The 26,188-nt window shown below is 72.9% G+C and carries 14 protein-coding genes; 5 read left to right on the forward strand and 9 right to left on the reverse strand.

The window, feature by feature from the left end; all coding sequences use genetic code 11:
- Positions 1-65: 65 nt before the first annotated feature.
- Complete coding sequence (locus AC2YHB_RS16570; protein ID WP_487354294.1) at positions 66-950, forward strand: helix-turn-helix domain-containing protein; 885 nt, start codon at positions 66-68, stop codon at positions 948-950.
- A 96-nt stretch (positions 951-1,046) separates the two neighbouring features.
- On the opposite strand, the gene AC2YHB_RS16575 is transcribed toward AC2YHB_RS16570, so the two are convergent.
- From AC2YHB_RS16575 to AC2YHB_RS16590, 4 genes are all read right to left on the reverse strand, one after another.
- Positions 1,047-2,075 carry an aldose epimerase family protein gene (locus AC2YHB_RS16575; protein ID WP_487354295.1) on the reverse strand — a complete coding sequence of 343 codons (1,029 nt, stop codon included), beginning with the start codon at positions 2,073-2,075 and terminating at the stop codon, positions 1,047-1,049.
- A gap of 25 nt (positions 2,076-2,100) precedes the next feature.
- The gene (locus tag AC2YHB_RS16580) at positions 2,101-3,129 is read right to left on the reverse strand and encodes a LacI family DNA-binding transcriptional regulator (RefSeq protein ID WP_036549040.1); all 1,029 of its coding nucleotides are present in this window, start codon (positions 3,127-3,129) and stop codon (positions 2,101-2,103) included.
- A gap of 203 nt (positions 3,130-3,332) precedes the next feature.
- The gene (locus AC2YHB_RS16585) at positions 3,333-7,010 is read right to left on the reverse strand and encodes an immunoglobulin-like domain-containing protein (RefSeq protein ID WP_487354296.1); all 3,678 of its coding nucleotides are present in this window, start codon (positions 7,008-7,010) and stop codon (positions 3,333-3,335) included.
- A 29-nt stretch (positions 7,011-7,039) separates the two neighbouring features.
- Positions 7,040-11,689, reverse strand: a complete 4,650-nt coding sequence (locus AC2YHB_RS16590) for an alpha-L-arabinofuranosidase C-terminal domain-containing protein (protein ID WP_179648259.1) — start codon at positions 11,687-11,689, stop codon at positions 7,040-7,042.
- A gap of 145 nt (positions 11,690-11,834) precedes the next feature.
- Here AC2YHB_RS16590 and AC2YHB_RS16595 point away from each other — a divergent pair, with 145 nt between their 5' ends.
- Positions 11,835-16,475 carry a family 43 glycosylhydrolase gene (locus AC2YHB_RS16595; protein ID WP_179648260.1) on the forward strand — a complete coding sequence of 1,547 codons (4,641 nt, stop codon included), beginning with the start codon at positions 11,835-11,837 and terminating at the stop codon, positions 16,473-16,475.
- A gap of 84 nt (positions 16,476-16,559) precedes the next feature.
- Here AC2YHB_RS16595 and AC2YHB_RS16600 read toward each other — a convergent pair whose 3' ends face one another.
- From AC2YHB_RS16600 to AC2YHB_RS16620, 5 genes are read right to left on the reverse strand one after another with little or no spacing between them, the layout of a single operon-like run.
- Complete coding sequence (locus AC2YHB_RS16600; protein WP_179648261.1) at positions 16,560-17,807, reverse strand: COG4705 family protein; 1,248 nt, start codon at positions 17,805-17,807, stop codon at positions 16,560-16,562.
- A gap of 48 nt (positions 17,808-17,855) precedes the next feature.
- Positions 17,856-19,175, reverse strand: coding sequence for a sensor histidine kinase (locus tag AC2YHB_RS16605; protein ID WP_487354297.1), 1,320 nt, complete (start codon positions 19,173-19,175; stop codon positions 17,856-17,858).
- Positions 19,172-19,861, reverse strand: a complete 690-nt coding sequence (locus tag AC2YHB_RS16610) for a response regulator transcription factor (RefSeq protein ID WP_036549046.1) — start codon at positions 19,859-19,861, stop codon at positions 19,172-19,174. Before AC2YHB_RS16610 ends, AC2YHB_RS16605 begins: the two co-directional genes overlap by 4 nt.
- 25 nt (positions 19,862-19,886) lie before the next feature.
- Positions 19,887-20,882: an aldo/keto reductase gene (locus AC2YHB_RS16615; protein ID WP_179648263.1), complete on the reverse strand. Its 996-nt coding sequence runs from the start codon at positions 20,880-20,882 to the stop codon at positions 19,887-19,889.
- A 35-nt stretch (positions 20,883-20,917) separates the two neighbouring features.
- Positions 20,918-22,108, reverse strand: a complete 1,191-nt coding sequence (locus AC2YHB_RS16620; RefSeq protein ID WP_179648264.1) for an ROK family protein — start codon at positions 22,106-22,108, stop codon at positions 20,918-20,920.
- 87 nt (positions 22,109-22,195) lie between these two features.
- Here AC2YHB_RS16620 and zwf point away from each other — a divergent pair, with 87 nt between their 5' ends.
- Genes zwf through eda form a run of 3 tightly spaced genes read left to right on the forward strand, consistent with a single transcriptional unit; the run spans position 22,196 to position 26,146 of the window.
- Positions 22,196-23,653, forward strand: coding sequence for a glucose-6-phosphate dehydrogenase (gene zwf, locus AC2YHB_RS16625; RefSeq protein WP_207007099.1), 1,458 nt, complete (start codon positions 22,196-22,198; stop codon positions 23,651-23,653).
- A gap of 5 nt (positions 23,654-23,658) precedes the next feature.
- The gene (gene edd / locus AC2YHB_RS16630) at positions 23,659-25,524 is read left to right on the forward strand and encodes a phosphogluconate dehydratase (RefSeq protein ID WP_487354298.1); all 1,866 of its coding nucleotides are present in this window, start codon (positions 23,659-23,661) and stop codon (positions 25,522-25,524) included.
- The gene (gene eda / locus AC2YHB_RS16635; protein WP_179648266.1) at positions 25,511-26,146 is read left to right on the forward strand and encodes a bifunctional 4-hydroxy-2-oxoglutarate aldolase/2-dehydro-3-deoxy-phosphogluconate aldolase; all 636 of its coding nucleotides are present in this window, start codon (positions 25,511-25,513) and stop codon (positions 26,144-26,146) included. The genes edd and eda overlap by 14 nt, the downstream gene beginning before the upstream one ends.
- Positions 26,147-26,188: the final 42 nt, after the last annotated feature.

Genomic DNA, 26,188 nt, shown 5'->3' on the forward strand with positions numbered 1-26,188 from the left:
GCTCACCCGTGAACCTGCGGAATCCCGGTGGGATCCGGTGGGCGTCCCGGCGAAAGGCCACCACCGTGACCACGCTGCTGCGCTCCGAGCGCGCCCGCCGCGGCCTCCGGGCCACCGACCTCGCCCAGGAGATCGGCGTCCACCCGATGTCGATCCTGCGCTGGGAACGACGCGAGCGGCTCCCCGGGCCGGTCCACATCCACGCCCTCGCGCGCGCGCTCGAGCTCGAGCCGGCGCACGTCGCGGGCTTCTTCGACGACGCCCGCCCGACAGCGCCCGGGGCGGCCGGACACCGCGGCCAGGCACTGCGGGGACTGCGCTGGCGCGCCTCGGTGTCGGCCGCCCGGCTCGCGGCCGAGGTGGGCGTGCCGGCGTCGACCGTCTACAACTGGGAAGCGGGGCGCGCGCGGATCCCCGCCGAGCGGATCACCGCCCTCGCCGAGGCGCTCGGCCTGTCCGCCGAGGCGCTCGTGGCCCGGCTGGCAGCGCCGACGACGGTCCTCGGCCGGCCGCGCCCGCCGATGGGCCCCCTGCGTCGCCTGCGCCACCGGGCCCGGCTCAGCCAGGCCCGGGCCGCCGCCGCAGCCGGGGTGGACCGCCACGCCCTCGGCCAGTGGGAGCGCGGCGCCGGTACGCCGCCCCTCTCCGCGATCCGTCGCCTCGCCTCGGCCTACGGCGCTCCCGTCGCGCAGGTCGCCCGGGCCGCGGGGATCGAGCCGCCGCACCTGCTCGACCGCGCCCGCTGGCGACCCGGCGACCTGCCCGGGGTGATCAGGACCCTGCGCGAGTGGGCCGGCCTCACCCAGGGCGAGCTGGCCCGCCGGTGCGGCTGCAGCACGGCCGCCGTGCGGACGTGGGAGTCCGCTCGCGTCGTACCCAGTGGGCGGATGGTGGCGCGGCTGGAGCTCGCCTTCGGCCTGCCGGCGGAGGCCCTCTCCGCAGCGCTCTGAGCGGAGGGAACCCCCACACCTCGGCGGAGAAACCCTCACACCTCGGCGGAGAAAGCCACGCACTTCGGCGGAGAAACCCTCACACTTCGCGGGGAATCAGGCGAGGGACGAGAAGAGCCAGGCCATGCGGTTGCGGTAGGTCTGGCCGGGGCGGAGGACGGCGGAGGGCCAGTCCGGATCGGCCGTGCCGTCGGCGGGCTCGCGGTTCGGGGTGTCGGGGGCGAGCTGGGGCTCGAGGCAGAGGCCGTCGCCCTGGCGGAGCATGCGGCCGGTGCGGTCGAGGGAGGTGCCGGCGAGGAAGTTGCCGGTGTAGACCTGCAGGCCCGGCTGGTCCGACCAGAGCTCCAGCCGGGTGCGCGTGGCGGGCCCGTCCAGGACCGCGACCGGGCGCCAGCCCGAGCCGTCGAGGACGAGGTTGTGGTCGATCCCGCGGGCGTCACGGACCTCGGGGTGGTCGGCCCGGACCGGGTCGCCGAGCCGGGTCGGCCGGCGCAGGTCGAAGGGGGTGCCGTCGACCGCCGCGTGGCCCCCGGTGGGGATCGAGTCGGCACCGACCGGCGTGTAGCGGGAGGCGTCGACCTGCAGCAGGTGGTCGTCGATGGTCCCGCTGCCGTGCAGGTTGAAGTAGGCGTGGCTGGTCAGGTTGACGATCGTCGGAGCGGTGGTGGTGGCGGTGATGTCGAGCCGGACCACGTCCCCCTCCACCCGGTACGCCGCCCGCACGGTCAGCTCGCCCGGGTAGCCCGCGTCACCGTCGGGGCTCACCAGCTCGAGGGTGACCTCGTCGGCGGACTTCTCGACGACGTCCCAGGTGCGGGTGTGGAACCCCTCCGGACCACCATGGAGGTGGTGACCGCGGTCATTGGCCGGGACCTCGTGCTCGATGCCGTCGAGGGTGAAGCGGCCGTGCGCGATGCGGTTGGCGTAGCGGCCGACGATGCTGCCGACGTAGTCGGTCGAGGCCCGCACCGCTTCGCCGTCGGCCAGGCCGAGCACGACGTCACGGCGCACACCGTCGCCGCCCGTGACGAGCAGGCGCTGGACGGTGGCACCGACCGGCAGCACGTGCAGCTCGGGACCGGGGGCGTGGCCGATGACGACCACGTCGGGGGCGCTGTGGTTCACGATGTGAACGCTAACATCATCGGACTCACCGCGGCCGGGGCATGCCCGTCGACGAGCGGATCAGCAGCTCCGGCTGGGCGAGCTCGACCGCGGGCCGCTCCTCCCCACCGAGGGCCCGGACCGTCAGGTCGACCGCCCGCCGCCCCAGCTCCGGGAAGTCCTGCGCGACCGTCGTCAGGGACGGGAAGTAGAAGCCGGCCTCAGGGACGTTGTCGAAGCCCACGACGCTGACGTCGCCGGGCACGTGACGGCCGGCCTCGTGGAGGGCCTTGAGCACCCCGAGCGCCATCGCGTCGTTGGCGACGAAGACCGCCGTGACCGAGGGGTCCTGGGCGATGCGGCGGCCCGCGTCGTACCCGCTGCTCGCCGACCAGTCCCCCGGGACCTCGGGCCCCGGGAGCAGGCCACGCGCCTCGTGGGCACGGCGCCAGCCCTCACGGCGCTGGGCGGCCTCGGTCCAGTCGGCCGGGCCGCTGACGTGGGCGACCGAGCGGTGACCGGCGTCGAGCATGTGGTTGGTGGCCAGCCGGCCGCCGGCGACCTGGTCGATGCCGGCGGCCATCGACTCCCCCGGCTCGACGCCCTGCGCGAGCACCACCGGGATCGGCAGCGACAGGGAGCGCACCAGGTTGTGGGCGTCGCGGTGGGCCACCGCGACGACGATCGCCTCCACGGCCTGGTCGAGCAGCCGGTCGACCGCATCGCGCAGTGCCTCCTCGGACAGCTCCAGCACGCCGACCACGGAGACGTCGTAGCCGGCCTCGCGGCCGGCCTCCTGCACGGCGCCGGCGATCATGCTCGGGCCGTAGAGGGCGAGGTGGGCGGAGACCATGCCGATCCGGCCGGACCGGTTGGTGGCGAGCAGGCGGGCGGCGGCGTTGCGGCGGTAGCCGAGCTCGACGATCGCGGCGTGGACGCGCTCACGGGTGTCCTCACGCACGAGCGGCGAGTCGTTGAGCACCCGCGACACGGTCTGGTGCGAGACGCCGGCCAGCGCCGCGACGTCCGCCATGCTCGGCGAGCGACGCCGGCCGCTCGCGCTCTCTCCCGCCATGGCGGCCACCCTAGTGCTGCAGGCGGCCGCCGCGGCGGATTGTTGGAGAGCGCTCACATGTCCGGCCGGGGTCTCGTGACGGTTGCTGCGCAACCTCCTCGACCACCGGCGGTCGGCGCAACCTCCTCGACCACCGGCGGTCGGCGCAACCTCCTCGACCACCGGCGGTCGGCGCAACCTCCTCGACCACCGGCGGTCGCGGCTCAGCGGACGGTGATGCTCCTGACCGCGCTCGAGCCGGTGGCGACGGTGGACTGCGCGACCACGGCCTGCACGGACCAGCGCCCGTCCGCCAGCCGCGGCAGGCGCCACGTGGCCCGGCCCGACGCGGGCACGGTCACCGTGGTCCGCCGCACCACCGTGCCGCTGCGGCGCAGCACGAGGGTCAGCTTCCCGACCGCCACCCCGGACGGGCTGGTCGCGACCGACACCCTCGCCACCGAGCCGCGACCGGACCGGTCCGGCGCCGTGACGGAGAGGGCGGTCGTGGAGCGGGCGCGGGTGAGGGTCAGCTGCACCTGGTCCTCGCCGGCGCGGTGGGTGGCGTCGCCGTCGTACCGGATGACGATGGTGCGCCGGCCGAGGCCGGACAGCCGGCCCGTGTCGACCACGATGCTCGCCCTGCCGTCCGCCAGGTTGGCGGAGGCGAGGACCTGCCCGTCGGCGATCGCACGGACGCTGCCGGTCGCGACCCCGTCGGGGGTGGTGACCCGCACCGCGACCGGCACGTCGGTGCCGAAGCGGACCGTGTCGGCCGACGCGACCGCGACGACGGCCGTCGGCGACAGCTCGTCCCCGGCGGCCGGGACCACGAGCGTGTTGGTGGCCTCGGCCGTGCCGGCCCGGTCGATCGCGCGGTACTCGACGTCGACGGCGTCGTCGCCGACCCCGAACGCCCCCGTGTACGACGTCCAGGCGCCGCCGTCGAGGCGGTACTCGATCGCGTCCACTCCGGACGTGGCGTCGGCGGCCCGCACGGTGACGGTGCGCCCGGTCCGCGACGCCCGGCTGACCGGCGCCTCGGTGTCGACCTTCACCTCGCCGGTGACGACCGCCGAGGTGTTCCCGGTGACGTCGTGGGCCCGGCCGCGCACCTCGTGGACGCCGTCGCCGACGACCTCGAGCGAGGCGGAGTCGCCGGACACCGGCACCCACGCGCCGCCGTCGAGGGAGTGCTCGACGGACGCGACGCCGGTGTCGTCGGTCGCGGAGACCGACGCCGTGGCGGGCGAGCTGACCCACCAGCCGTTGGCACCGTCGGCGTCCGAGCCCACGGTGACCACGGGGTCCGCCGCGTCGGTGACGGTCACCGTCGCGACCGGGTGGTCGGCCGATCCGCGGGAGACGGTGCCGGTGACGGTGAACGTCCCCGCCTCGTCGTACGACGACGGGTCGATCGGGTCCCACTCGACGCCCACCTGTCCGGCGGAGCCGTCCCCGAAGGTCGCCGCGACCTTGGCCGGCAGGACCGGCGCGGTGCCGGCGCGGGTCGAGACCGCCACGTCGGACACCGACTCCACCAGCAGGTCCGGCTGGTAGCCGGCGCGCAGCGTGTCGAGCTCGGCCTGGGTCACCGGGATGACCGTGCCGTGGCGCGGGCTGCTCGGCAGGTCGGCCGTCGGGACGGACGTCCAGCTGCCCGAGCCGATGTCGTCGGTGGTGAAGGCGAGATAGCCCTGGCCACCGTGGTAGCTCGGCTGGTCGATGAAGAGGTACCAGCGGTCGGGGTCCTCGTTGTCGCGGAAGACGGTCGGGCCCTCACCGCCGGTGAACGTGCCGCCCCACGGGTTGGCCTGGCCGTAGCCGATCTTCTCCTTCACCAGCTGCCAGCCGGGCGTGGAGGTGGTGGTCGGCAGCGAGCCGGTGACCGTCGCCCGGAGGTCCGGCGACCGCTCCTGGCGCGGGATCATGTAGGCCTCGTCCTTCACCAGGCGGTAGAAGGTGTCGCCGTCCTGCACGACGGTCGCGTCGATCATGCCCTTGCCGGTGCCGCGCTTGACGTTGATCCACGGCTTCGGGTCGGAGAAGGTCACGAAGTCGCGCGTGGTCGCGTACATCATCTGCTGGTACTGGGTGTTGATGTCGCGGCCGGCCGTGTCGGTCGTCGGGTAGAGCGCGGAGGCCCAGTAGACGACGTACTCGCCGGCCTCCTCGTCGTAGAAGGCCTCGGGCGCCCAGGTGTTGCCGGCGTAGTCCGAGGAGACCTTCACGTGACGCTGGTTGCCCCAGTGCACGAGGTCGGTGGACTCCCAGATCTCCATGTACTTGCTGCCGGTCTCCTGCGCCTGGCCGAAGTCGACGGCCGGGTAGGCCTTGAGGTCGGTCGCGAGCAGGTAGAAGCGGTCGCCCTCGTGGGAGCGGATGACGAACGGGTCGCGCAGGCCCTTCTCACCGAAGGCCGACTCGAGCACCGGCTGGCCGTCGTTCAGCTCGTCGTAGTCGAGCGGGTCGTTGCCGCGGCTGGCGCCGAGGTAGATCTTCTCGCCGTCGTCGGTGCTCTCCCCGGCGAAGTAGGCGAACGCGTAGCCCTCGTAGTCCGGCGTCTGCGGGGCCGGCTGGACGCGGACGACGATGTCGCGGGTCGCGGTGCCGGTGCCCTTGGTCGCGGTGACCGTCAGCGTGACGTCGACCGCCGGATCGCCGTACGACGGCCGGGTGACCTCGCCCGTCGCGGTGACCAGGTCCGGCGAGCCCGACGACCAGGCCAGCGTCGCGCCGTGCAGGCCGGTGGTGGGCAGCGTCAGGTTGCCGCGCACGTCGTCGGGGTGCACGAGCTCGACGGCGGCGACGGCGTCCTGTGCCTTGCCGGTGTCGTCGAGCTCCTCGGACAGCACCGTCACGTCGAAGGTGCGGGTCCGGGTCTCCGTGCCGCGGGTGAGCGTGGCGGTCAGCGTGACCGTCGCCGACGGCGAGCCGTGGGCCGGCCGGGTGACGACGCCGGTGCTGCTGACCCGCGCGGGGTCGCTGCTGGCCCATGCGATCGAGGTGGTCGTCGAGGCACCGGTCGCCGGCAGGCTGAGGTTGCTGACGACGGCGCTGGTGTCGCCCAGGGTGAGCGCCGCGGCGTCGGCGTCGACCACCGGCGTCACCACGTCGTCGGCGAGCTCGGCCGACTCCGCCGCGGTGAGCGCCCGGTCGTAGATCCGGAAGTCGCGGAGCCTGCCCTTGAACGACCCGTCCCCCGAGTACGCCGACCGGCCGAGCTGGTTGAGCGTGGTGGTGCCGTCCGGCGTACCCATCAGTGACGGCTTGGTCGTGATCGAGTCGCTGGACGCGACGAGGGCACCGTCCTCGTAGAGCCGCGCCGATCCGGGAGCACCGACCGCACCGCCGGTGACCGTGTAGGTCACGTGCTTCCAGACCCCGGCCTGCAGCTTGGTGGGCCGGGAGGTGCTCTGCTCGGTGGAGTAGCCGCCCTCCGCGATGGTCGCGCGGAATCGTCCGCTCGAGTCGTTGGTCGTGAACAGGTAGCCGGTGCCGTTGGGGAAGGTCGCCGCGTTGCCGAGGTTGTACATGAACCAGTTGCCGGACAGCGAGGGGTCGACCAGCACGTCGAAGTCGACGGTCACGTTGTCGACGCCGGCCAGCAGGTTGTCGGGCAGCTTGATGTAGTTGCCCGAGCTGTTGGCGCCACCGTTGAACGTGAAGCCGTCGCCGGCGTTCCAGCTCGCGGTGCCGTTGACGGTGCCGTTGCGGCCGTTGCCGGACGAGTCCGCCGCGACCGTGCCGCTGGTCTCGTCGAGCTTCCACCAGCCGATGAGGCCGGTGACGTCGGTCTCGTCGGCCTGGGCGACCGGGGCCGGCCCGGTGGCCGCCGCCGCGAGGCCGACGGCGGTGCCCAGGGCGGCGACGACGAGCCGCCGGAGGGGATGTGCTGTCACGGAGTCTCTCCTGGTCATCGGGTGCGTCCTCACGGGATCCGCACCGAGGTGCGCGTCGTGGACGGCTCGACGGTCGTCGAGCCGGCGTAGCGGGCGACCACGACGTGGCTGCCCCGGGGCAGGCGCGGCAGGCGGACCTGGCCGCGGCCGCTGGTCAGGCGCACCGTCCGGGTGAGGACGGTGCGGCCGTCCCGCAGCACGGAGACCGTCGCCGAGCCCGACACCGCGACCGCGGCGGTGACCCGCACCGTCACGAGCGGCTGACGGGTCGAGACCTTCGACAGGGCGAGGGTGGTCCGCGAGGACGCCTTCACCACCTTCACCACGACCGTGTCCGACGAGGCGCCGTGGGTCGCGTCGCCCGCGTAGTCGACGGTCAGGGTGTGGCTGCCGGTGCCGAGCTTGGCCGAGCCGACCTTGAGCGTCGCCCTGCCGGAGGCCAGGTCGGCCGACGCCAGCACCGTGCTGCCCTTGCGCAGGACCACCGCGCCGGTGGGGGTCGCCCCCGCACCGCTGACGGTGACCTTCACCGACACCGGGCTGCCGAGGCGGACCGTCGATGCGGTCGCGACCGCGGCCGTGGTGGAGGCGGGCACCGCGCCGACCCCGGGGACCTCCAGCCGGCCGGCGTCCTCGGCGTTGCCGAACACGTCGGTGGAGCGGTAGTCCACGACGTGCACGTCGTCGTCGAGGCCGACCGGGGCGTCGTACGACGTCCAGGGTCCGGCGTCGATGCGGTACTCGGTGCCGCCCTCGCCGATCCCGGCTCCGGTGTCCGCCGCGGTCAGCGTGACCGTGCGGGCCTCGCCGTCCAGCGCCGCCTTGGTGACCGGGGCGGCAGCGTCGACGCCGACCGTGAGCGGTCGCACCTCGCCCACGTTGCCGGCCTTGTCGACCGCACGGACCGCGACCTCGTGGACGCCGTCACCGGCGACCTCGACGTCGGCCTCGGCCCCGGCGACCTCGTGCCACGCACCCCCGTCGAGCGACCACTCGACATGGTCGACCGCGCGGTTGTCGCTGGCCGCGACGTGCACCGTGGCGGGGTCGCGGTACCAGCCGCGGACGCCGTCACCGGACACCGACAGGTCGTCGACCACCGGCGCCTCCGCGTCGGTCGTGTGCATCCGGAGGAAGGTGACCGACGAGGCCGGGAACTCGTACTCGAAGTCGTTCGAGAGCCCCGAGACCTGGCGCTCCTTCGGCCAGATGCGCTGCGGGTCGGCCTTGGTGTTGGTCGCGCTGCGCGACGGCGCGGTCAGCGAGGTCACGGTGCCGGTCGGCTCGATGCCGGCGTCGGTGACGTGGACCTGCGTGGTGACCGGGCTGGTCGCGGTGTTGACGACCTTGGCGACCAGGTCGCCCGTGGCGTCGTCCTTCGTCACGACCTGGAACAGCTGCTCGCTCGCGTCGACCTGGTCGTAGGTCAGCTTGAGGACGCCGTCCTGGTAGAGGCGGATCGTCGTACCGTCGACCTCGATCTTGAGGTGGTAGGTCGTGCCCGTCGCGATGCTGTCGCCCTCGAGCGCGACGACCTCGCTGGCGCTGCCGCCGTCGGCCCGCTGGAGCACCGACCGGGTGTTGCCCCAGCCGCCGATGTTCCACCAGTAGAAGTTGTTGGCGCCGGTGGCGCCGAAGCCGACGAGGAAGCCCTCGGCGCCGGACAGCTTCGTGGCGTCGAGCTCGAGCGTGTAGTTGCTCCAGTCCTTGTCGTAGGCGCCGGTGATGATCGAGCGGGCGTCGTTGACGCTGGTCGACGACTGCACGTAGCGACCGCCCGTCACCGACCAGGAGCCGGTCTGCGCGGCCCACTTCGACGCGTCGGCGAAGTCGTCGCTGAAGACGGTCTCGCCGGTGTCGTCGTTCCTCACCGTCACGTTGTCGTACGCCGCGCTGGTGCTCCAGGTGGAGAGGAAGACGCCGCCCTTCACGTCCTGCGGGTCGTTGACGGTCCCGTCGAAGGTGCTGGGCACCACCCGGTCGCCGACGTTGTTGCCGAACATCTTCTGGACCTGCCAGTCGGCGGACTCCCACGACTCGTCGTTGTCGAACCAGATCGCGTCCGGGGACCACTGCACGTGGTTCTCGTTCGCCAGCAGCGGTGCGTACGACGCCAGTCGCACCACGTCGCCGTTGCGCTGCAGGCCGGTCATGTAGGCCGCCTCGACGAGCGCGTTGCCGAAGGTGTTGCCGCGGCTGGCGTACTCACCGAGGAAGACGCCCGGGCCCTCGCGGTCGTAGTCGTCGTAGCGGTGGTTGTTGTCGAGGAACCAGTCCGGGTCGTTGTAGTAGTGCTCGTCGACGAGGTCGACCTCCTGCGCCCGGTTGAAGCTCCAGAGGGTGTCGAAGCGGGTGCCCGCGTCGTCGGGGCCGGAGTTCGAGATGATCATGATGTCCGGGTACGCCGCCTCGACGGCCGCCTTGAACTGCGGGAAGTTCGCCTCGAACGTGGTGGTGTTCTCCTCGTTGCCGAGGCCGATCATCTCCAGGCCGAACGGCTCGGGGTGGCCGAGCTCCGCGCGGACCGCGCCCCACTCGGTGTCGACGTCACCGTTGGCGAACTCGATCAGGTCGACCGTGTCCTGGACCCAGCGGTCGATCGACGCCTGGTCCTTCATCTCGGGGATGGTGCTGCCGCAGCCGTTGGCCCCGACCGAGAGCACCGGCAGCGGCTCGGCGCCGAGGTCCTCGGCGAGCTCGAAGTACTCCAGGTAGCCGATGCCGTAGGTCTGGTTGTAGCCCCAGAAGTTCTTGTTGGTCGGCCGCTCCTCGACCGCGCCGATCGTCTCCTTCCACTGGTAGGTGCGCTGCCGGTCGGTGTAGCCGCTCTCCGCGTAGGACTTGAAGGTCCCGACATTGGTGACGCAGCCACCCGGGAACCGGACGAAGCCGGGGTCCATCGCGGCGACCCGCTCGGCGAGGTCCTTGCGCAGCACCGAGCGGCCGTTGACCGGTCCGACCCAGGTGTCGCGCGGCAGCACGGACACCATGTCGACGGCCAGCGTCGACGGAGCGCCCGCCAGGACGGCGATCCGGGCGTTGTCGCTGGTCGCGGTCGCGGTGATCGCGGCGTCGACCTTCTGCCAGGTGCCGTTCCCGGCGACCTGCACCGTGCCGGTGCCGAGGACGCTCGCTCCGTCGGCGCTCTCGAAGCGCAGCGTGAGCGACTGGGCGGTCGTCGTACGGACCCAGACGGAGGCGTCGTAGACGTCGCCGCTCTTCACGGCGACACCGTCGAAGCCGCCGTTGACCACGCCGTCCCCCGCCGCCGCGGCGACCAGCCTCAGGTAGTTGCGGTTCATGTCGTTGAGGCGGCCGCCGTCGTCGACGACGGCCGCGCTGGATGCGCCGCCGCTGCGATTGGCCAGGCTCCACGCGGTCATGGCGTTGAAGGAGCCGTTGTCGGTGCTGTTGAACTCGAAGGACCGGTTGCGCACGAGCTCGGCGTAGATGCCACCGTCGGCCGCGTAGTTGATGTCCTCGAAGAAGATGCCGAACATGTCGGGGTTGAGCTCGGCGCCCTCGCCGTCGGCGTCGATGTCCAGCGTCGCGGTGCTGTCCTCGACCTCGGTGAGGACGAAGCGCACCGCGTCGGCGTCGCTGCCCGCGACGAGGTGGCCCTCGCCGTCGACGACCACGTGGTCCGCGCCGGCCGCGCCGCCGTCGATGCGGAGCACGACCGTGCCGCCGCCGGCGTCGGTGATCCGCAGCGGCGTCGGCTCGGCCGCGCCGTCGCCCACGGTCAGTGCGCCACCGCTGACGACCACCGCGCCGGCGCCGGTGGTGAGCCCGACCGCTCCGTCACCGAGGGCGGCGGCCTGGAGGCGCATGCTCGACGTCGGCTGGTCGGCGGTCAGGGCGAGTGCGTCGCCGTCGCGCACGAGGTACGGCGCGTCGGCGTCGTCGGCCTGGAGCGTGAAGCTGCCGCTCGGCACCGTGTCCGCGCCCTGCGCGTGGGTGATCTCGAAGGACTCGAAGGCCGCCTCGGTGGGGGTGCCGTCCTGCGCGGCGAGGGCGTAGAGGCCGACCTGCGTGGTCGCGAAGGGCACGGTGGTCGTGGCCGCGGTGACCCAGCTGCCGGTGCCCTCGTCGAGGTAGCTGGTGGTGATGGTGTCGCCGGTCCGCTGCAGGCGCAGGGTCTCGGCCGTCGACGCCGGGCGGTCGGCGAACGCGACCGCACTGAACGTCGCTGCCGCCTCACGGTCGGTCTCGATCGCGATGCCCGACGGGGACAGGGACCCGACGAAGGTCAGGCCGGCGCGGACGTAGTTGTCCATGTCCTGCCACGCGATCAGGCCGGCGCCCTGGTAGACCTTCGCGACCGGCACGCTGAGCTCGGCGGTGGCGGTGAAGTCACCCGCCGGTACGTCGAGCATCACCACGTTCTTCGCGGTGTTGTTGGTCTGCCAGGTGTCGCCGGGCTGGCCGCTGAGGTGCAGGGCGCCGCCGCTGACCTCGAGCGCCGAGGGCTCCGGGTTGACGACGTCCCAGCGCCCACCGAGGGCGCTGCCGTCGAAGGCGTCGGACCAGGTCACCGCGTCGGCGGCGGTGGCCGGCGCGGCGGTGACGCCGAGGCCGGCGGCGCTGGCGAGCGCTCCGGCCAGCAGCGCGAGCGATGCGACAGCGGCGGTCCTGCGACGGCGGCCGAGGCGGGGCAGGGGCGATGTGACGAGCGACACAGGAAGATTGTTAGCGCTAACATCACGTCGGCGTCAAGGTCTGGGTGCCGACTTCCTCGATCCTTTGGAGCCGCTGTGGGCCGGGGTTGACGCGCCGCGTGATCGCAGTCACACTCCCGTGTTAGCGCTCACACACGGAGGAACGATGCCCCACCTGCCGACGGCCCTGCGCCGTCTCCCCGCCCTGCTGGTCCTGGCCCTGGTCGGCGGCCTGCTCCTGCTCGTGCCGACGGCCCGCCCGGCGCTCGCCGCCGATGTCACCGACGGGCTCGTGCTGCGCTACGACCTCGACCAGGCGTCCGGCACGACCGTCACCGACAGCTCCGGCAACGGCCGCGACGGCACCCTCGTCGGCGGCAGCTGGGGCAACGGGGTGCTCACCCTCGACGGGGTCGACGACCACGTGAAGCTCCCCAACAACGTCACCGCCGGGCTCGACGCGATCACCGTGCACCTCGACGTGTTCGTGGAGCAGAGCCAGGCCACCCCGTTCTTCCTCTGGGGCCTGGGCAACCCCGCCACCTCCTCGTCCGGCAACGGCTACCTCTTCGCGAGCGGCAACGCCTTCCGCGCGGGCATCACCACCGGCAACTGGTCGGGCGAGAAGGTCACCTCCCGCAGCAGTGGCGGCAACCTGGCGCGCGGCGTCTGGAAGTCCGTGACCTACACGCAGACCGGCACCACCGGCACCCTGTTCGAGGACGGCGCGCAGGTCGGCCAGAACACCGCGGTCACCGTGCTCCCGAGCGCCATCGGCGGCGGCACGACCACCAACAACGTCCTCGGCGAGTCCACCTACGCCGCCGACAACAGCCTCAAGGGCAAGGTCCGCAACTTCCGGATCTACAATCGGGCGCTCAGCGCGAGCGAGGTCGCCCAGATCTCGCTGACCGACGCGAACCGCCTCGCCGCCGACGAGGACGCCCTCACCCTCGGCGACCTCTCGTCCGTGACGAGCGACCTGACGCTGCCGACGACCGGCTCCTTCGGCTCCGCCATCAGCTGGGCGTCCTCGGACCCCGCCGTCATCTCGACCTCCGGCGCGGTGACCCGCCCCGGCGCCGGCGACGGCCCCGCCGAGGTCACCCTCACCGCCACCCTGACCCGCGGCACCGGCACCGCCACCCGCACCTTCGTCGCCACCGTCCCGGCCGACGACAGCGACCAGGCCAAGGCCGACGCCGCCGCAGCCGCGATCGAGCTGGTCCACCCCGACGACGTGCGCGGCAGCCTCACCCTCCCGGAGACCGGCGCCGGCGGCGCGACCATCAGCTGGGCCAGCGCCGAGCCGGCCGTCGTGGCTGCCGACGGCGTCGTGCACCGGCCCGCCCACGGTGCCGGCGACACCACCGTGACCCTCACCGCCACCGTGACCGTGGGATCCGCCACGGCGACGCGCGACATCGAGCTGACGGTGCGGGCGTCGCCCGCGTCGGCGGCGTACACGGGCTATGCGTTCAGCTACTTCACCGGCAACTCGATCGCCGGGGAGAAGATCTACTTCGCCGCGAGCCGCGGCAACGACGCGCTGACGTGGGACGAGCTCAACGACGGCCAGCCGGTGCTCGAGTCGACGATGGGCGAGATGGGCCTGCGCGACCCCTTCCTCATCCGCTCCCCCGAGGGCGACCGGTTCTACCTGATCGCCACCGACCTCTCGATCGGTCGCAACGGCGACTGGGACCGCTCGCAGCGAACGGGCTCGCGCTACCTGGAGGTCTGGGAGTCGACCGACCTGAAGAACTGGTCGGAGCAGCGGCACGTGCTCGTCTCCCCCGAGACCGCCGGCAACACCTGGGCGCCGGAGGCCTACTGGGACGAGGACCTGCAGCAGTTCGTGGTGTTCTGGGCCTCCAAGCTGTACGCCGAGGACGACCCCAACCACACCGGCAGCACCTACAACCGGATGCTCTACGCCACCACCCGCGACTTCGTGACCTTCAGCAAGGCGAAGATCTGGCAGGACATCGGGTCGTCGCGGATCGACTCCACGGTGATCAAGGACAACGGCACCTACTACCGCTTCACCAAGGACGAGGGCGCCGGGACCACGGGCTGCTCGGACATCATCCAGGAGAAGAACGACTCCCTGACCGAGCCCGACCTGGTCGGCAGCAAGGCCTGGGCGTTCCAGGAGGGCTGCATCGGCAAGAACGCCGGCACGTCCGCCGTCGAAGGCCCGTCGATCTTCAAGGCCAACACCGGCGACGACTCGGGCAGCAACTACTACCTCTTCGTCGACGAGTACGGCGGCCGTGGCTACATCCCGCTCGGCACCGACGACCTGGAGAACCCCGACTGGCAGGTGGCGAGCAGCTACGACCTGCCCGCGAGCCCGCGCCACGGCACGGTCATCCCGGTCACTCAGGCCGAGCTCGACAGCCTGCGCGAGGGCATCGTCGTCCCCGAGCCGCCGACGCCGGTCGAGGCCGACGAGAACGGCCTGGTCGCGCACTACGCCCTCGACGAGACGAGCGGCTCCGTGGCCGCCGACTCCTCCGGCCACGGGTACGACGGCACGGTCTCCGGTGACACGACGTGGACCGACGGCGCGCTGAGCCTGGGCGGCACCAACGGCCACGTGAAGCTGCCCGACGACATGATGGCCGGCCTCGACGCGATCACCGTGTCGACGGAGGTATGGGTCGACCCGACCCAGGCGACGCCGTACTTCATCTGGGGCCTCGGCAACACCGACAGCGGCGGCGCCGGCAACGGCTACCTCTTCACCACCGGCAACAGCGCCTACCGCACGTCGATCGCCAGCGGGAACTGGAACACCGAGCAGACCGCCACCAGCGGCGCCGCCCTCGGCCGCGGTGCGTGGAGGACGCTGACCTACACGCTGCAGGACGGCACCGCGACGCTCTACCTCGACGGCGTGAAGGTCGGCGAGAAGACCGGTGTCACCATCAAGCCCGGCGACATCGGCGACGGCCGCACGAGCGCCAACTACATCGGTCGCTCGGTCTACACGGCCGACAAGTACCTCAAGGGCCGGGTGCGGGACTTCCGCCTCTACAACCGCGCCCTCACCGGCGCCGAGGTGCGCGACCTCGCCGCCGACCCGACCGCGATCCTGGGCGTCGACCTCGGCACACTCAAGGTCCCGGCCGTCATCGACAGCGCCTCGTCGACGGTGACCCTGCCGGTCGAGCCGGGCACCGACCGGACCGCCCTCGACCCGTCGTACGACGTGAAGGCCGGCTCGACGCTCGACGTCGACGGACCGGCGGACTACTCGTCGCCGCGCACCGTGACGGTGACGGCCCCGGGCGGTGCGACGCGGGCATGGACGGTGCGAGCGGTCGAGATGAGGTCGCCGGTGCTGCCGGGCCTGTACGCCGACCCGAACATCGCGGTCTTCGACGGCACCTACTACATCTACGCGACGACCGACGGCACTCCCGGTTGGGGTGGCAAGGACTTCTACGTCTGGAAGTCCACGAACCTCGTCGACTGGGAGCGCTCGGAGCAGCCGTTCCTCACCCTCGACGGGGCGAACGGCAACGTGCCGTGGGCGTCGGGCAACGCGTGGGCGCCGACGATCATCGAGCGCGGCGGGAAGTACTACTTCTACTTCTCGGGCCACAACCCGACGTACAACCGCAAGACCATCGGGGTCGCGGTCGCCGACAGCCCGGAGGGCCCGTTCACGGCCCAGCCGGAGGCGATGATCCTCAACAACGAGGCGGTCACGTCGGGCCAGGCGATCGACCCGGCGGCCTTCCGCGACCCGGCGACCGGCAAGTACTACCTCTTCTGGGGCAACGGCTCGCCGGTGTACGCCGAGCTGTCCGACGACATGCTGTCGATCAAGGCGGAGACCCTCGGCAGGATCACGGGACTGACCAGCTTCCGTGAGGGCTCGTTCGTCAACTACCGCCAGGGGACCTACCACCTGACCTACTCGATCGACGACACCGGATCGCCGGACTACCGGGTCGGCTACGCGACGGCGACGAGCATCGACGGCCCGTGGACCTACCGCGGCGTGATCCTCCAGAAGGACCCGTCGCAGGGCATCCTCGGCACCGGCCACAGCTCCATCGTCAACGTCCCGGGCACCGACGACTGGTACATCGCCTACCACCGCTTCGGCATGCCGGGCGGCGACGGCACCCACCGGGAGACCACGATCGACCGGCTGACCTTCGGCGAGGACGGGCTGATGCAGGTCGTCACCCCGACCCTCACCAGCGTCGACCCGCTGGCGGAGCCAGAGCCCGAGGCGCCCGTCAACACGGCGCTGCCGACGATCACCGGCACCGCGCAGGTCGGCCGCAAGCTGGTGGCGAAGCCGGGGACGTGGGACCGGACGGGGCTCTCGTTCACCTACCGCTGGCGGCGCGACGGTACGACGATCGCCGGCGCCACCGCGTCGTCGTACGTCGCCCGGGGGGCCGACGTCGGCCACCGGCTGTCGGTCGAGGTCACCGCCACCCCGGCCACCGGCCCGGCCGGCAGCGCCACCTCGGCCGCGACGAAGCCGGTCGCCAAGGCCGGGTCGACGGTGCGGCTGCGGCTGTCCGACAGCACCCCCAAGGCCCGCCAGAAGCTGACCCTGCGGATCACCGTCACCTCCGTCCCCGCCGGGACCACGACCACGGGCCGGGTCACCGTCCTGGTCGACGGTCGCCGCATGTCGGTGCCGACGCTGCGGTCCGGAACGGCGGTCGTGACCCTGCGGCTCCCGAGGGGAACGCACGCGATCCGGGCGTCGTACGGCGGCTCGGCCTCGGTCGCGGCCGCCACGGCGACGATGCGGGTCGGGGTCCACAGGTAGCGGCCGGCAGGAGCTGGTCGGCGGGGACCGCACCGTGCTGGACGGTGCGGTCCCCGCCGCCGCGGGCGGCCCGGGCGGTCGGCCTCAGCCCAGGGTCCCGAGCAGGTCGTCGAGAGCCCCGGACTCCTGCTGCTGGTCGGGCGAGGAGCTGCGGACGGCGGTGAGGACCGCGTCGATCTCGTGGTCGACATAGGTCCAGGTGACGCAGTCCTTCGCCACCAGGCGGGACTCCGCGTCGTCCCAGGCCGTCTCGAGGTCGGTCGCGCGGGATGCGGCACCGGTCTGGTCACCGGACGCCACGAGGTCACGGGTGTCCTGCGAGATCGAGCGGAAGCTCGCGACGTCACCGGCCGGGAACGCCGCGATGTCCGGGCTCCCGCCGTCGGAGCACGAGGGTGCGGCGCCCTCCTCCGCGGCCAGGGCGTCGCTGTGCGGCTGCGCGTTCGCCCACGACAACAGGCCGAATGTCGCGACCGCCGCGGCCGCCAGGACGGCGAGCGAGACCCGCTCCCGCACGGGCGTGCGGGACCGTTCCGCGGCGGTCGCGGCGCCCTCGACGATCACGTCGGCGCGGGACATCGACAGGTAGACGACGGCCGCCAGGATCGCTCCGAGGAAGACCAGGCTGGTCCCGAGGGTGCCGAGGCCGAGGCCCTGCTCGTCCGACGGCGAGGCGAGCCAGTCGCCGATGTTGGCACCGAGCGGACGGGTCAGGATGTAGGCGAGCCAGAACGCGAGGACCGGGTTGGCGCCGTACCTCCACACCGCGGCGATGACGGCGATCAGGGTGAGGGGCAGCAGCACGGACTTGCCGGGCGCCCATCCGGTCAGCTGCAGCGTCCAGTCGCCCGTCGCCGTGCCCAGCGCGAAGGTCACCAGGACGGCGAGCCAGTACCACGCCTCGCGCGGGGTGGTCACGATGCTGTGGATCGAGAGGGTCCGCTCCCGGAGGTACCAGGCGCCGAAGACCGCTGCGAGGAGCGCGGCGAACACGGTGCTGCTGATCCAGAGGGGAACGCCCAGCCGGTCGGTCAGGATGTCGGTGTAGAGCGTGCCGGTCACGCTGACCACCACCACCGTCAGCCAGTAGACCGCCGGGACGTAGGCCCGCAGCCGCATCTGCGCGGCCAGCACGACCACGAACACCACGGTGAAGAGCATCGCCGTCGGGAGCAGGCCGAAGCCGAGGGTCTCGTTGACGTAGTCGGCGAAGCTCTCACCGACGGTCGTGCAGAGGATCTTGATGATCCAGAACCAGACGGTGACCTCGGGGACCTTGTTGAGCATCTGTCGCGGCAGCACGCGGGCCGGCGCAGCGGGAGACGTCGTCATGGGTCAGAGGATCGGCGAGCGAACCTGACATGGACCTGATCACCCGCCCTACGCGGTCGGGAGCACGATCACCACGCGGGTGTTCATCGGACCGTCGGTGACGGTCACCTCCCCACCCGCGCTGCGGGCGATGCGTCGCGACAGCGGAAGTCCGAGACCGGCGCCACCGCCCGTCGTACGACCGGGCTCGAAGACCAGCTCCCGCTCGCCCTCACCGATCCCCGGGCCGTCGTCGTCGACGTGGACCGCCACGAACCCGGGCCGGTACGGCGCCGCCGACACCACGACGCGGCCGGCGACGGCCCGCGCGTTGTCGAGCACGGGCCCGAGGGCACGCGCGGCAAGGCCCACCGGGAGGAGGACCCGCAGCTCCGGGTCGACCCGGACCTCGACCCCGGTGCCGGCCGTGGAGCCGAGCGCCTCGCCGATCGCGTCGAGGAGGAGGCAGGAGCCGGCCGGCGCCGAGGCCGAGCCCGCGCGGGCGAGCTCGAGCAGGCTCTCGATGGCGGCACCCATCCGGCGCGTGGCCCCGGCGATCTCCTCCGCCTTCTCGCGTCCCGCCTCCGACAGAGCGGGGTCGAGCAGCAGCAGGTCGGCGTTGACCTGCACGGCGGTCAACGGCGTGCGCAGCTCGTGGGCGAGCTCCGACGTCAACCGCTGCTCCGAACGGATCGCCTGCGCGACCCGCTCGAGCAGGCGGTCCAGCGTGCGCCCCAGACCGGCCAGCTCGTCGCGCCCGGCACCCGGGGCGAAGCGCAGGGCGAGGTCGTGCTCGCTCCAGTCGTCGGCGGCGCGGGTCATGGCGACCACCGGCGCCAGGGCCCGCCGGCTGACCCAGAACGCCAGCACGGCGGCCAGGACGACCATCAGCCCGCCCGCCCCCGCGCAGACCAGCAGGGCCAGTCGCTCGCCGCGCTCGTACGGCGCCAGCCGCTCGGTGACGACGACGACGCCGGCAGCACCGTCCGGCGTGGTGAACGGCTCCGCCCGGACCCGGGACTCGTCCGCGCCCCGCGGCTGCTCGACGGTCCGGACCCGGTCCGTGGTGGCGAGGTCGGCGTAGGTGCTGCGCTCCGAGGCGGGAGGGGTCCCGGCCGCCAGGCGACCCTTGGCGTCGTAGACCGCCACCCCCGCGTCCAGCCGCTCCTCGGGGACGACGACCGCACCGCCGGGCCCCGCGGACGCCGAGCCGATCACCGCCTCGGCACGGTCCTCGAGCACCGTGTCGAGGCTGTGGGTGGTCGCACTCGCCAGCACGAGCTGGACGACGATCGTCAGCACCACCGCGACCAGGGCGGTCACTGCCGCGGTCAGCACGACCAGCTGCGCGCGGAAGGAGCCCCCGCGGGGGGAGGGTCCCGAGGTCACGGCTGGTCGTCCGTGCGGGCACCCAGCCGGTAGCCCACGCCGCGCACCGTCTCCACCAGCGCAGGTGCGTCCGCCTCGACGAGCTTGGCGCGCACCCGGCGCATCAACGAGTCCACGGTGTTGTCGCTGACGATGGCGCCGTCGGGCCAGGCCGCGGCGATGACCGCGGCGCGACGGACCACGTCACCGGGCCGCGCCGCGACCGCGGCCAGCATGCGGAACTCCGTCGGCGACAGCAGCACCTCGCCGCTGTCGGTCCGCAGCGCGTGGGTGGCGGGATCGAGCACCAACCCACTGTCGTCGCGCTGGAGGGCGAGCTGACGCCCGCGGCGCCCGAGGACCGCGACCCGCGCCAGCAGCTCCTTCACGTCGAACGGCTTGGCCACGTAGTCGTCGCCGCCGGCGCTGAACCCGGCCAGCCGGTCGTGCACGGCGCCGAGTGCCGTCAGGAAGAGCACGGGGGCAGCCTGGCCGCGGGCCTTGAGGGCCTGGCAGACGTCGCGCCCGTCGGCGTCCGGGAGCCCGACGTCCATGATGATCACGTCGAGATCGGCGGTGGCGAACAGGCTCAGTGCCTCGGTCCCGTTGTGGGCGACCACCGCGTCGTGCCCGGCGTAGGTGAGGGCGCCGCGCAGCGCCCGGCGCAGCGCCGGGTCGTCCTCGCAGATGCCCACAGTGAGGTCCATCCCGGACATCATGCCCGGGCGGACCTCACCAGCGGGGGTGGATGGCCTCGCGGAAGTCGCGGTCGTAGATGGCCCGGACACCGTCGAGGAAGGCGTCGGGGAGCGGGTCGACGAGGCCGGCAGCGGCATTGGCGGCGGCCTGGGCGGTGCTGCGGGCGCCGGGGATCACGGTGGTGACGCCGGGCTGCTGCCAGCACCACGCGATCGCGGCCTGGGCCGGCGTGACGTCCGGGCCGAGCGTGGCGCGGACGAGCGCCGTGAACTCCTGCGCCGCGGCGACGCCGGTGCGGTAGTCGACGCCGGAGAAGGTCTCGCCGACGTCGAAGGAGCTGCCGTCGCGGTTGTAGTTGCGGTGGTCGTCGGCGGCGAAGACGGTGGTCTCGTCGTACCGGCCCGAGAGCAGGCCGGAGGCCAGCGGGACGCGGGCGATGATCCCGACCTCGGCGGCCGCGGCGGCGGGGAGGACCTCGTCGAGCGGCTTGAGCCGGAACGCGTTGAGGATGATCTGGACCGACTGGACGCCCGGGCGGCGGATCGCCGAGAGGGCCTGCGCGCAGGTCTCGACGCTGACGCCGTACGCCGCGATCACGCCGTCGGCCACCAGCTCGTCGAGGGCGTCGTAGGTCGCGTCGTCGTCAATTACCTCCGACGGCGGGCAGTGCAGCTGGACGAGGTCGATCGTGTCGACGCCGAGGTTGCGGCGCGAGCGGTCCAGCCAGGCCCGGAAGTTGGCCATGACGTAGTTGGCCGGCACCTGCTCCATCCGGCGGCCCATCTTGGTGACGGCGGTGAAGCCGGCGTCCGCGTGGTCGGCGAGGAAGCGGCCGACGATCTGCTCGCTGCGTCCGTCGCCGTAGACGTCGGCGGTGTCGTAGAAGGTGACGCCGGCCTCGGCGGAGGCCTCGAGCACGGCCCGGGCGTCGGCCTCGCTGACGTCACCCCAGTCGGCGCCGAGCTGCCAGGTGCCGAGGCCGACCACGGAGACGTCGCGGCCGGTGCGTCCGAAGGTGCGCTGTTGCATGGGGGTCCTTGCTTCGTGGGGGTGGGTGGATCGGGTCAGCCGCGGGCCCGGGCGAGCCGGGTGTCGATCGCGGCCGGGCTGAGCACGGCGTCCAGCGCGAGGGCGGCGCAGCCGACGAGGCCGGCCCGGTCGCCGTAGGTCGCGGGGAGGAACTGCAGCTCCCGCGTCGCCAGCGCGGAGGCGCGGGCGTAGACGGCCTCGCGGACACCGGCGGCGTACACGTCGTAGGCGCCGGCCATGTCCCCGCCGAGGACGACGGCGCGCGGGTTGAGCAGGTTGATCGCCACGGCGAGCAGCTCGCCGACCTGGCGGCCGCTCTCGCGCAGCAGCTGCTTGGCCTCGGGGTCGCCGGAGAGGGCCTGGGCGACGAGGTCGCGGATGTGGTCGACGGTGCGGCCTTCCTCGCGGAGCCGGGCGACGAGGGCCCAGCCGGCGGCGAGCGTCTCGAGGCAGCCGACGTCGCCGCAGCGGCAGGGCCGGCCCGCCGCCTCGGGGACCTTGGTGTGTCCGAGGTCGCCGGCACCACCGCGCGCGCCGCTGATGATCCGGCCCCCGGCGAGCACGCCGAGGCCGATGCCGGTGGACGCCTTGACGACGAGCAGGTCGTCGATGGTCGTCGCGTGGCCGAGGAACTCCGAGCGCGCCATGGTGTCGGCGTCGTTGGCGAGGAGGAGCGGGGCGTCCGCCACCTTCTCCAGGTACGGCGCCAGCGGCACCCCGTCCCAGCCGGCCATCACCGGGGTGTCGACGCTGACGCCGCGGTCGGCGTCGACGACGCCGGGGAGCGAGACGCCGATGCCCAGGACCGGTGGGAGGTCGCGGGCCAGCAGCGCCCGGAGGTGCTCGGCGACGCCGGGCATCACGTCGTCGGGCCCGGCGCCGATCTCGTGCTCGACGGCGGAGGAGGCGAGCTCGGTGCCGCCGAGGTCGAAGACGGCGACCTGGGAGCGCGAGCGACCGATCGCGGCAGCCAGCACCACGCCGGCCTCGGTGTTGAAGACCAGGCTGCCCGGCGGGCGCCCCCCGGTGGAGGCGAGCTCGGCGCCGAGCTGCAGCAGGCCGGCGTCGGTGAGCGCGTTGACCCGCGCGACGACGGCGGTGCGGGACAGGCCGGTGAGAGTGCGCAGGTCGGCGCGGGTCGAGGCCCGGCCGCTGCGGAGCAGGGCGAGCAGGTCGCCGGCGGTGGCGGACTCCCGCACCACCGGCGGCACCCGTACGTCGACCATGCGCGGAGTCTAAGCCCTTCCACTTAGATCCCAAAAAGACCTAAGTGGGGTTTCCCAAGAGCATGGTTAGGCCCTACGGTTGTGACTGTGAGCGCACACATCCCCGACCTGGTCGTCCCGGCCTGCGACTTCACCGTCTTCGGCGGCACGGGCGACCTCGCCCTCCGCAAGCTGCTCCCCGGCCTCTACCAGCGCGAGCGGCAGCGCAACCTCCACCCCGACACGCGGATCATCGGCGTCTCGCGGCACGACCTCGACGACGCGGGCTACCGCGACCTGGTCACCCAGGCCCTCTTCGAGCACGTCCCCGACGACCAGCTGGAGGCCGGCGCCGTGCACCGGCTGGTCAGCCGCCTCCACCACCTCCGCCTCGACGCCACCGACCCCGAGGGCTGGGACGGGCTGCACGCCCTCCTCAAGGACACCCCGGGCTCGGCCACCGAGGACACCATCCGCGTCTACTACCTCGCCGTCGGCTCGGGCGTCTTCGGCCCGATCTGCGACCGGCTCGACGACCTCGGCCTGGTCACCCCCCAGTGCCGGGTCGTCCTCGAGAAGCCGATCGGGTCCGACCTCGACTCCTCGCGGGTCGTCAACGACGCGGTCGGCCGGGTCTTCGAGGAGTCGCAGGTCTACCGGATCGACCACTACCTCGGGAAGGAGAGCGTGCAGAACCTCCTCGTCACCCGGTTCGCCAACACCTTCCTCGAGCCGGTCTGGAACTCCCGCTGGGTCGACCACGTCCAGATCACCGTCTCCGAGACGCTCGGCGTCGCAGGTCGCGGCGGGTACTACGACCAGGCCGGCGCGCTGCGCGACATGGTCCAGAACCACCTGCTCCAGATGCTCTGCCTGGTCGCGATGGAGCCCCCGACGTACGTCGGCGGCGACCCCGTCCGCGACGAGAAGCTCAAGGTGCTGCGCGCCCTCAAGCCGCTGACCGGCGCCGACGTCGACAGGCTCACCGTGCGCGGCCAGTACACGACGTACGGCGAGGAGATCGGCGGGCCGAGCACCACCGAGACCTACGTGGCGCTGCGCGCCGAGGTGCAGAACTGGCGCTGGGCCGGCGTCCCCTTCTACCTGCGCACCGGCAAGCGGCTGGCCCGCAAGGAGTCGACCATCGAGGTCGTCTTCAAGGAGCCGCCGCACGCGATGTTCCCGCACAGCGAGGGCGTCACCACGCCCAACCGGCTCACCATCCGGATGCAGCCCGACGAGGGCATGCAGCTGCACCTGACCGCCAAGCACCCGGGTCCCGGTGGCATCCGCCTGCACCCGGCCTCGCTCGACCTCAGCTACGACGACGCCTTCGACGAGCGCAGCCCCGACGCCTACGAGCGCCTGCTGCTCGACGTGATGCGCGGCATCCCGACCCTGTTCATGCGCCGCGACGAGGTCGAGGCCGCGTGGGAGTGGGTCGAGCCGATCCTCGACCAGTGGGAGCAGGCCGGCGTAGAGCCGGTCCGCTACCACCCCGGAACCAACGGCCCCGCGGCCGCCGCGACGCTGCTGGCGCGCGAGGGCCGCACCTGGCAGGAGTGAACTCGATGACCGCACCCACCCTCCACCCCGTCCTCGCCGACGTGACCCGTCGGCTGACCGAGCGCAGCGCCGCCACCCGAACGGCGTACCTCGCTCGCGTGCGTGAGGCGGCCCTGCGCGGACCCGCGCGCGGCCGCCTCGCGTGCGCCAACCTCGCGCACGGCTTCGCCGCGTCCGAGGGCCCCGAGAAGATCGAGCTCGCCCGCGGCCAGAAGCCCAACCTGGCGATCGTGACGAGCTACAACGACATGCTCTCCGCGCACCAGCCGTACGGCGACTACCCGCCCGTCCTCAAGGACGCGGTGATCCGTGCCGGCGGGCTCGCGCAGGTCGCGGGCGGCGTGCCGGCGATGTGCGACGGCGTCACCCAGGGCCGCGACGGCATGCAGCTCTCGCTGTACAGCCGCGACGTGATCGCCATGTCGACCGCGATCGCCCTCTCCCACGACATGTTCGACGGCGCCCTGCTCCTCGGCGTCTGCGACAAGATCGTGCCCGGCCTGCTGATCGGCGCCCTCTCGTTCGGGCACCTGCCCGCCGTGTGGGTCCCCGCCGGGCCGATGGCCTCGGGGCTGCCCAACAAGGAGAAGGCCCGCGTGCGCCAGCTCTTCGCCGAGGGGAAGGTCGGTCGGGAGGAGCTGCTCGAGGCCGAGGCGGCGTCGTACCACTCGAAGGGGACGTGCACCTTCTACGGCACGGCCAACTCCAACCAGCTGCTGATGGAGGTGATGGGCCTGCACCTGCCGGGCTCGTCCTTCGTCAACCCCGACAACCCGCTGCGCGACGCGCTCACCCGCGAGGCCGCTGCCGTGGCCGTGCGCCGGACCCAGCAGTACGACGCCAGCCCCACCCTCGGCGAGATGGTCGACGAGAAGGTCGTCCTCAACGCGTGCGTGGCGCTCCTCGCGAGCGGCGGCTCGACCAACCACACCCTGCACCTGGTCGCGATCGCGCGTGCCGCGGGCATCCTGCTCACGTGGGACGACCTGGCGGACCTGTCGGCCGTCGTACCGCTGCTGGCGCGGGTGTACCCCAACGGCGCCGCCGACGTGAACCACTTCCACGCCGCCGGCGGGATCGGCTTCCTCGTCCGCACCCTGCTCGACGCGGGCCTGCTGCACGAGGACGTCGAGACGATCGTCGGGCACGGCCTGCGCCGCTACACCGAGGAGCCGGTGCTCATCGACGGCGAGCTCACCTGGCGCCCGGGCCCGGCCGAGAGCCTGGACCTCGACGTGCTCCGCCCGGCCTCGGACCCGTTCTCGGCGGACGGCGGTGTGAAGGTCGTGCGCGGCCCGCTCGGCACCGGCGTCGTGAAGACGTCCGCGGTGGCGCAGGAGCACCGGTTCGTCTCCGCTCCCGCGCGGGTCTTCGACGACCAGCACGACTTCCTGCTCGCCTTCGCCGACGGCCAGCTCGACGGCATCGACCTCGTCGCGGTGATCCGCTACCAGGGTCCGGCGGCCAACGGCATGCCCGAGCTGCACAAGCTCACGCCCGCCCTCGGCGTGCTGCAGGACCGCGGCCAGAAGGTCGCGATCGTCACCGACGGCCGGATGTCCGGCGCGTCGGGCAAGGTGCCGGCCGCCATCCACGTCACCCCCGAGGCGGCCCTCGGCGGCCCGCTCGCCAAGGTGCGCGACGGCGACCTGATCACCCTCGACGCCGACGCCGGCACGCTGGTGGTCGACGCGGACCTCGCCCACCGCGAGCCGACCGGCTCCGCCCCGTCGGGTACGACGTGGGCCGGCACCGGTCGCGAGCTGTTCGCCGCGTTCCGCGCCACCGTCGGACCGGCCGACGAGGGTGCGTCGATCTTCCCCGTCCCCGCCGCCGCTGCCAGCCTGGAGGCTCCCCTTGTCCGCTCCTGAGTCCTCGCCCTCGTCCGTGCTCGACATCGTCCCGGTCATGCCCGTCGTCGTGATCGACGACCTCGCCGCCGCCGTCCCGGTCGCCCGGGCGCTGGTCGACGGCGGCCTGCCCGCCATCGAGCTCACCCTGCGCACGCCCGTCGCCCTCGACGCCCTGCGGGCGATCGCCGCCGAGGTCCCCGAGATCACCCTCGGCGCCGGCACGATCACGACGCCCGCGCAGGCCGAGGCCGCGGTCGCGGCCGGTGCCGGCTTCCTCGTCTCCCCCGGGCTCACCCCCGACCTGCTCGCGGCGATGCTCGCGACCGGCGTGCCCTTCCTCCCCGGCACGTCCACGGTGTCCGAGGTGCTGGCGGTCCTCGAGGCGGGCCTGACCGAGATGAAGTTCTTCCCGGCCGAGGCCGCCGGCGGGGCGCCGTACCTCAAGTCCGTGGCGGGCCCGCTCCCGCAGGCCCGCTTCTGCCCGACCGGCGGGATCACGCCGGCGTCGGCGCCGTCGTACCTCTCGCTGCCGAACGTGGGCTGCGTCGGTGGCTCCTGGCTCACCCCCGCCGATGCGATCGCGGCCGGCGACTGGGAGCGGATCAGCAAGCTGGCCGCGGAGGCAGCCGCGCTGCGCTGACCCGTCCGGACGTGCACGAGGCCGCCCGCCCCCGACCAGTGG

The organism is Nocardioides sp. SRI_004, from assembly GCF_057586415.1.